We start from the raw sequence: 7,673 nt of genomic DNA, 5'->3' as shown, positions 1-7,673 counted from the left end.
ACCTGGTCGGCGCCGCCTACAACCTGCTGCGAATCGCAAAGCTCTGTCCCAGCGGATGAATCGAGTTGCCAGCGAGCCGCACCTGCCATGGCCAACCCGGTAACTACCCGGCTCGCGACCTCAATACTCACTTCCCACCGTCATCACACCAAGCCCAGCTCGTGATTCTGCCCTTTCATCAACACCCTGCTAGGCGCTTTTCTTTCTGCGCTCCGCCCAGCGTTTCTTCAGCGCCTCGGACAGCCGTTTTCTTGTCGCTGCGCTCATGCCACCCCGTTTGTTGCGAGTCTTCGTCGCGGTAGCTGTCGAGCCCCTCTTCGCGACCGGCGCTACACGGCCGACTCCTTCCAACGCAGCTATAGCCCGTTCAAGGCGGTCTCTTTCCTGCTTCAACTCTGCAACAATCTTCTCTAGTTCCAAGGGTTCGCTCCTTTAGGTTATCGGTTGTACCTCGAATCCGCGGTCAATAGGTCCAGTATAGTGTAATCGACGGTTACAGTTCGCAATTCGTCGGCGCAATCCAGCGTACCCGGTAGAGCGATTCTTGCGGGGTACCCACCATGCGAGGCTACCCGTTCACCTTCCCCTACAAACGCGACATTCTCTTGACCCTTGTCACTTTAGGGCATCGCTTTCTAGCAAGGAACGCCGAACCAAGGTGCGAAGACGCGCCTCAATTTGGCGGACTCGCTCCGCACTGACGCCGAGTCGTTGGCCGACTGCCCGACACGACAGACCCTCTGAGCGCAACTGAAGAACCTGTTGCTGACGCCCGGTCAGCGTATGGGCGCTGAGGAGGCTCGCGAGTACAGGCGCGCCGGGTTGTTTCGTGCGAAAAAGAGGCATAAGTCCTTTAAGCATCCGTCACCTAAACGTTCCGGAGTTGAGTCCCACCGTACCGAAACCAGGGGCATTCCATTTTCCAGCCTGGCATCGTCCAAGTGGGGGTAGTCTTCAGCATGGCGAGCCCATAATCAGATCATCAAGCCGAGCGCCGTCCAAATGGTCGACCGAGGTATGCGCACGGGACGCCATCTCGCTGGAACATCGCCGATTCCAAAAGGGGGGCACTAAAGAACCATGGACTATTTGCCAAAGATTTATCTCTGGAGGCTTGCGAGGATGAAGGGCGATTTCGATGAAACCTGCGAACTTCTTTCCTGCGATCAGGTCGCGAGAGCCGTCGCGGTGATTTCGTATTCGAATGGTAGCGCCTCGATTAGAACCTATTGCTCGGAGCACGAGGGTGAAAGCGTAGCCAGGCTGAGGCGCAGCAACGTGGGAGTCAAACTGGCCGATCACCGCGGGCGAGCCGGCAATGGATAGCGGAAGCGCTGACGACAGACCACCCTGCCCGAGCTGCAGTCTGATGCAACGCCAAACCTCCAACCTCCTGTAGGTTAGCGCCGCCGGGTTTTGTGCCGCCCGTTTTAGTCATGGTCGCCCCTCGGGAAAGGCGCCAACGTGAACCTCGCTGGGCGTGTCGGGATCCTAATGTGCGTCAACAAAACCCTTTAAAAACTCTTCGAATCGTCGTTCAACCATCGGCGGATCTTGATCAACTATCAAGCGCCGCTTGCGGTGAGTCAGTATTACGGCGGCTTTTTTGCGACCCAGCCGGCAGACATACTGCACTTGCTCTGGATTGATAAGGACTTCTTTATGGTGGGACGTTAAGCCTCGTACGAAAAACATAGATTTTTACCCTCTACCTCAAGCTTTAGTGTCGTTTCAACTTGCTCCTTTTGCCGACACACTGTCAAGAGGTATAAGCTTTCAGTGGAACGTCAACCCGCCTTTCCATGTTCCGCGAAGAATGGACGGTTTCTCGAATCTTCGGAGTCATCCTTGCTTTTTGAACGGTCCGGCTGTTAACAAAAAGACTGGCTGCGCGTTCACTCCGAGGATGAGCAGCAAAGAGGGGCATGTCGCGTGCTGGCCGAAATCATCATCTCTCTCATGGTCTCGCTCGACATAATTCTGTTCGTTCGTGAGTATCGCGCAAGCAAGGCATACAAGTCGTTGAATGCCTCGACACTCAATCATTTCATGAACAATGGTCCCTTGAATCGCGGCGGGGACTCGCGGGGCCGGTCAGCCGGCCCCGCTCTCACACTGTTCGGACGGCGCAATTCATTTTCTGAATCGCCGCGAAGCTCGCCTGCGGCTCCGAACGGCGCTCTTACGCGAGGCCATTTTCTCCATTCGACCAAGCACTGAACTTCGCTTGCGGCTGCGGGAGGCGCCGGATCAGGGTCGGCTGCCGCATCGGGAAAGCACCCCGGCCGCTAGCTTGCGCGGCCAAAGCCGTTCGTTCGGGCAACTTGCCGGCATCCTGCACGAGATAGATCCCAGAGCTCGCATCAAGATCGAGTCCAAGGACAAGGCGCGGGAACGCGGCGTGTCATCTCCGGACCTTGCCGAGGCCCTGATGCTGGCGCTCGGTAACCCGCCTGCGGTCTATGAGTACTGCACGGCACGCGACCTGCCGCGACTGAGATCTGGACTCTCCGGCGAACGATACCATCCGGAAGACTACCCGAGTTTCAGAGGCCGTTGGGATTATTTGGTAGGAAAGCTCCGTTGGCCACCTGGCGGAGGAGTCTGGTGATCCTGTCGGGTCTCACGCGATCCACAACGCGAGTGCCGAGTAGAAGATGAACGCGAACATCGACCCGGCCACGTCAAAAGTGCCATTCAAGAAGTCGACTCGCTCGGTGCTTTGGCGGAAAACGTCACGCACCGTCAGGCCGAGACTACTCAGGACTTTTCATTTTGCCTTCCGCCCAGCGTCTTTTCATCGCCTCGGACAACCGTTTTCTGCCCGCAGCGGTTATTCCAGCACGCTTTTTAGTGGCACTCGTGGTCGCAGCGGCCGCTCTTCTTTTCGCGATCGGCGCTCGCCCGTCTACTCCTTCCAGCGCGGCGATAGCTCGTTCAAGGCGGCCCCTTTCCTGCTTCAACTCTGCAACAATCCTCTCTAGTTCCAAGGTTTCACTCCTTCAATCGAGTTAGGCTTACACATTTCGCATGGGTCGGACGGCTCATAGTGTCATTGGCCGTTCGCTTTCGCAATTGGATTGTAGCTATCCGGCATACTAATAAGGTCCCTTCCTGCCAGACAAATTAGGCCACTACTAGACCGCCAGATTTCTCCGTTTTGCATGACTGGATGCGTGCCAGCGCAAGAGCAATGGTGTGACCGCCCGGAGAGAGAGGACGGACGCACCATGAGAGCTAAGAACCAAAGCGCCGAGGATTTGTCAGCCGAAATCGACCATCTGGCGGCTCTGAGCCGCGAGCATCTGCTGGATCGCTGGCGCGAGTTATATCGCACCGAACCCCCTCGGAAGATTGGCCGCGACCTATTGATTCGCGCGATCGCCTACCGCCTGCAGGAGAACGCCTACGGCGGCCTCAAATCGGCGACGCGGCGCATGCTGGCCAAAGTGGCCGAGGATGCATCCGCGCGACGACCCATTCGTGTCGCGCCGGTGCGCACGCTCAAGCCGGGAACCGTGCTGCTGCGTGATTGGCACGGCGTCCAGCATCAGGTGACGGTGCTTGAATCGGCCATCATGTTTCAGAAGAAGCGGTACAAATCGCTGTCCGAGGTCGCCCGCAAGATAACCGGCACCCGCTGGTCGGGACCACTGTTCTTTGGGTTGAAGAGCATTCAGGAGGAGACGACCGATGGAGCTAGCTAAGTCTCGTGTTCGCCGCTGCGCCATTTACACCCGCAAGAGCTCGGAAGAGGGTCTGGAGCAGGATTTCAACTCGCTCCACGCCCAGCGCGAGGCGTGCGAGGCATATGTGAAGAGCCAGGCCGGAGAGGGATGGCAACTTGTGACCACGGCCTATGACGACGGGGGCTACTCGGGAGGCAGCATGGAGCGGCCGGCCCTTCAGAGTCTGCTGGAAGACATTCGCCAGAAGCTGATCGATGTGGTGGTCGTGTACAAGGTCGACCGGTTGACCCGGTCGCTGGCAGACTTCGCGAAGATGGTCGAGGTGTTCGACGCACAGGGCGTCTCGTTCGTATCCGTTACGCAGCAGTTCAACACGACTACGTCGATGGGACGGCTGACGCTGAACGTGCTGCTCTCGTTCGCGCAGTTCGAGCGGGAAGTGACGGGCGAGCGAATTCGGGACAAGATTGCAGCCTCCAAGCGCAAGGGTATCTGGATGGGAGGCACCGTACCGCTCGGTTATGACGTTCGCGATCGCCACCTCGTCATCAATCGAGCGGAAGCGGCGACCGTGAAGCAGATCTATGAGCGCTATCTGGAACTCGGCAGCGTGAGGCGTCTCAAGGAAGATCTCGATCGTCGCGGCGTCAGCTCGAAAGTTAGAATCTCGGTGAAGGGTCTCAAATCCGGCGGACGATCGTTCTCGCGCGGCGCCCTGTACGAGCTGCTCGCCAACCCGATCTACATCGGTGAGATCCGCCACAAGCGGGAACGCCATCTGGGACTGCACGAGGCGATCCTCGAGCGCGAGCTGTGGGAAAGGGTTCAGCAACAGTTGCGCGATCAAGCCGCGCAGCGGAGCCAACGCACGACCAAGGCCGGATCGAGCCCGCTCGCCGGTCTGCTCTTCGATCAAAGTGGAGAGCCACTCTACGCGCAATGCACCGCAAAGGGCGCGCGGAGATACCGTTACTACGTATCGAAAGGCTTGATCACAGGCTCAACGAAGGACGCGCAACGCGGTTGGCGATTGTCGGCGGCTGAGATCGAGCGGGCCGTGGCGATCGCCGCGCGAGCAATCCTGGACGACCGGCCCGGCATGCTCGAGGCGCTGGAGAAGTCAGGAGTCGAATCTCCGGATGTGCGGGCGATGCTTGAGGCGGCGATGGACTACGGCCGCCGGCTGATAGCCTCGATTGATGTTGCAGCTTGTCTGACTGATCTGGTCGAGCGGGTGGAACTCCTGGAGCAGGGCATTCGACTTTCACTCAAGCTTCCGGTCCCGTCCCTCGACCGGGCCGAAGTGCCGATTACCAATTTGCTTCACCTCTCGCGCCTCGTGCCGCTCAGAATGAAACGGCGCGGCGTCGAGACACGGATCATTCTGGAGGGATGCGAAGACGCGCCGAGAAAGGTAGACCTGGCACTGCTGAAGGCCATCGCTCGCGCTACGCTATGGTTCGACGAATTGGCCTCAGGCCGGGTCCGCTCGCTGGCCGAAATTGCCCGACGCGACGGGCTCCCCAAGCGCTACGTCGAGCGACTAACGAAGTTGGCGTTCCTCGCACCCCGAATCGTCGAAGCTGCGGTCGAGGGTCGCAGTACCGCTGGCCTCAATCTTCAAATGCTGATGGACGGTCGTTTCGAACTATCACCGGACTGGAGCGAGCAGCAGCGCCAACTCGGGCACGAGTAGGTGCCCATCTCGGCAGGTACAGTCCGATCCCATGCTATTCCGCCAACAAAGCGGGCGGATTGATGCCCGCAAACGGCCATCGCGCATCAAGCTTGGCGCGGCCTCGCGCCCGAGCTGCAGCTCGGACGTGCGAGATGTCGGAAAATTGTGCGACGCAGACCATCCGGACTGCTCAGCCTGTTACCTCTTCGCGCGGACTGAGGGCGGCAGTGGCCGGACAGCTATGTTATTGAATTGGTACACGACGCCGCCCTCTGTCCGATCGGCCGGTAGCGGTATCAATTGCTCTTTCGAGACGAGAACGAGATAGCGTCTCGACGAGAGTTCAAATCCAGAAAGCACACCTTGCCCGTACATCTTCGCTTGCTCGAAAGCCTCGACTGCTTTGCGCGGTGCTTCTGCAGCACTGGCGACCTTTTTCCATTCGGTCAACACCAGAGCGTCCACCGCACTTCGCACTTCAGCTGTTATCTCAAGAGGAGTTCCCAGGATGAGATCAGTGCGCTCGCCGGGTGAAGCCGCCTTGAACGAATAAATGCCGAAGGACAATAGATGGGCCCCACCTAACTTTTCGCACGCAACCTCTCCTTTTTCGAACGCTTCCTGCCAGCGCAAACTGACTGATGGATCGGCGACGATGCTTCTCCGCAAGTGAAGAAAGGCTCTGTCGAGCATGCTGCGAATCGACAATTCGCGATCTGAAATTAAGTGATTGAATTCAGATTGAAAGGACGCCAGGAATGTTAGCCGAGACACTATACGCTCATAACCGTTGGCAATGTCGTTCTGCTTCTGGACGGTCGGATCACCTCTCAGGAATAGATTGAAGTACCCATTGATGAACTCTTGGAGCCGCACCATCGCCTTTGGCGGAACAGATTCACGGTGCTCCGATTTAAAATCCTGGATCGCGAAATAAGTGTTGTCAGCATTCCTAACGACGTCCTCAACTATCTGCCAAGGAACCTCGCGCCACCTAGCGCCCAGCGCGTGAGTGAAGAACTCTCCGGTTTGTAGCAGAGAGGCGATTCGAGCGCCCAAATAACTCCAATTGTCTTGCCAGTTCATCATTTCCAGAACTATCACGAATCGAAGCTTCGCGCGTGCTCCAAAGGGACTTTGGCGTGAACAATTTGTGGTATGTCCTTGAGAGAGCGCCTCTCAGTTTACGGAAAATGCGAGTACTCCTCAGAGAGCATGGCGAAAAACCTTACGCCAAAGCGACTTCGCGCGGTTTCGGGCTGACGCGCGACAGTGCTATTTTGCTTTTCGTAACTAATCGGAGCAGCGCTGTTATGAACGTCGTCGTTTAGCATCGCGGTGTCCATCCAGCGGTTCGAGCAAGGTGGGAAAGAGAAATTGGCGGTTTTGAACGAACAGCGCGCCATATCAATCCGGCAGCCTTGGGCGTTTGCGATTCTCATCTTGGCAAGGACGTCGAAAACAGGCCGATGCGGACCCACATCCGTGGACGGATTTTGATTCAGGCGGGTCTCAAGGTCGAGTGCGAGGAGGCGCTAAAGCGCACCCTCGATCCAGACGACCCGGCCCCCGGAGCAATCGTTGGATCGGTTGAGATTGTCGATTGCATCCGAGACTCCAAAAGCAAGTGGGCGAACCGCGGTCAATGGCATTGTATACTCGAGAATCTCCGCTATCTCGCGAAGCCGATTCCATTCAAGGGAGCACTCGGCTTCATGCGCGTTCCCGGCCGAATACTAACGGGGGTGCGGTTCCGTCCACCCCGATGACCATCACGCTGTTTTCGTGGGGATACTGGGGGTGGGGCAGTGCTACCGAGCAACTCGCGGAAGCATTTGACAAGGCGGAGAAATCGCGGGAGTTCCGTCCGCCTCTATTCGTCGATGCTCGTTTGCGAAGGCAAGGGCGGGCCAAGGGTTTTGTTGGTAATGCATTCCGCGACCTTGTAGGACCGGCGCGCTACCGATGGATGCAGGACCTCGGCAACCTCGCGATAGCGACTGGTCGTGGATGCGTGCAGATCAAAAATCCGGCGGCCGTCGCCGAGTTGGTCGATCTGGCGCTGCATGCAGCGGATGAACGCCGAAGGGTGATCTTTTACTGCGCCTGCGAGTTTCCGTCGCTCGATGGAGCGCTCGCGTGCCATCGCCACACCATCGCTGATCTCCTTCTCGCGCACGCTGAAAAGATTGGCCGATCTATCTCGGTTGTGGAATGGCCAGGCAACGCCCCAACAGAAACACGGATCAGCGTTGACAAGAAAATGTTTTCAGCGATCATGCGCGGTCGTATGAGTGTCCCGTTCG

General features: G+C 57.9%; 6 protein-coding genes. 3 read left to right on the top strand and 3 right to left on the bottom strand.

The features are described from left to right. Positions 1 to 615: 615 nt before the first annotated feature. Complete coding sequence (locus Q7S58_RS22195) at positions 616 to 846, bottom strand: sigma factor-like helix-turn-helix DNA-binding protein (RefSeq protein ID WP_370655513.1); 231 nt, start codon at positions 844 to 846, stop codon at positions 616 to 618. Between the two features lie 645 nt (positions 847 to 1,491). Continuing rightward, complete coding sequence (locus tag Q7S58_RS12975) at positions 1,492 to 1,695, bottom strand: hypothetical protein (RefSeq protein ID WP_304826137.1); 204 nt, start codon at positions 1,693 to 1,695, stop codon at positions 1,492 to 1,494. A 1,565-nt stretch (positions 1,696 to 3,260) separates the two neighbouring features. Here Q7S58_RS12975 and Q7S58_RS12970 point away from each other — a divergent pair. After that, positions 3,261 to 3,707 (top strand): DUF2924 domain-containing protein, encoded by a 447-nt coding sequence (locus Q7S58_RS12970; RefSeq protein ID WP_304826134.1) that lies wholly within the window; start codon positions 3,261 to 3,263, stop codon positions 3,705 to 3,707. Beyond that, positions 3,694 to 5,385, top strand: coding sequence for a recombinase family protein (locus tag Q7S58_RS12965; protein ID WP_304826132.1), 1,692 nt, complete (start codon positions 3,694 to 3,696; stop codon positions 5,383 to 5,385). The genes Q7S58_RS12970 and Q7S58_RS12965 overlap by 14 nt, the downstream gene beginning before the upstream one ends. Before the next feature lie 180 nt (positions 5,386 to 5,565). On the opposite strand, the gene Q7S58_RS12960 is transcribed toward Q7S58_RS12965, so the two are convergent. Next, on the bottom strand, positions 5,566 to 6,456 hold the full coding sequence (locus Q7S58_RS12960; protein WP_304826130.1) for a hypothetical protein: 891 nt from the start codon (positions 6,454 to 6,456) through the stop codon (positions 5,566 to 5,568). Between the two features lie 676 nt (positions 6,457 to 7,132). On the opposite strand from Q7S58_RS12960, the gene Q7S58_RS12955 reads away from it, so the two are divergent. Next, a partial coding sequence (locus Q7S58_RS12955) for a hypothetical protein (RefSeq protein WP_304826127.1) occupies positions 7,133 to 7,673 on the top strand: 541 nt, incomplete at its 3' end.

It is taken from the genome of Candidatus Binatus sp. (assembly GCF_030646925.1).
Taxonomy (GTDB): Bacteria; Desulfobacterota; Binatia; order Binatales; family Binataceae; genus Binatus.
Note: the sequence above shows the minus strand (reverse complement) of the source record. Positions and strands in the feature narration are given on the sequence as shown.